The sequence below is a fragment of the Albidovulum salinarum genome (assembly GCF_025673475.1).
GTDB classification, from domain to species: Bacteria; Pseudomonadota; Alphaproteobacteria; order Rhodobacterales; family Rhodobacteraceae; genus Albidovulum; species Albidovulum salinarum.
This window is the reverse complement of record NZ_JAOVQO010000077.1, coordinates 1-547: the sequence shown is the minus strand read 5'-3', so window position 1 is coordinate 547 and position 547 is coordinate 1. Positions and strand designations below refer to the sequence as shown.

The 547-nt window shown below is 65.4% G+C and carries 1 protein-coding gene; it reads left to right on the top strand.

Annotated features, from left to right (window positions below; genetic code table 11):
* The coding region (locus OEZ60_RS22200; RefSeq protein ID WP_317852862.1) for a carboxyl transferase domain-containing protein at nt 1-546 on the top strand (546 nt) is incomplete at its 5' end.
* Nucleotide 547: the final 1 nt, after the last annotated feature.

Here is a 547-nt window from a genome sequence, read left to right as displayed (position 1 = left end):
GCCGGCTGTCTCGACATCGACTCGAGCCGCAAGGCCGCGCGCTTCGTGCGGTTCTGCGACGCCTTCGAGATCCCGATCCTGACCTTCGTCGACGTGCCGGGCTTCCTGCCGGGGACCGGGCAGGAATACGGCGGCGTGATCAAGCACGGCGCGAAGCTGCTCTTCGCCTATGGCGAGGCGACGGTGCCGAAGGTCACGGTGATCACCCGCAAGGCCTATGGCGGGGCCTATGACGTCATGGCCTCCAAGCACCTGCGCGGCGATTTCAACTACGCCTGGCCCACCGCCGAGATCGCGGTGATGGGCGCCAAGGGCGCGGTCGAGATCCTCTACCGCTCGGAACTGGCCGACAAGGACAAGATCGCCGAGCGGACGAAGAACTACGAGACCCGCTTCGCCAACCCCTTCGTCGCCGCCGAGAAGGGCTTCATCGACGAGGTGATCATGCCGCACGGAACCCGCAAGCGGGTGGCCCGCGCCTTCGCCTCGCTCCGGACCAAGAAACTCAGCAATCCCTGGAAGAAGCACGACAACATTCCGTTGTGAG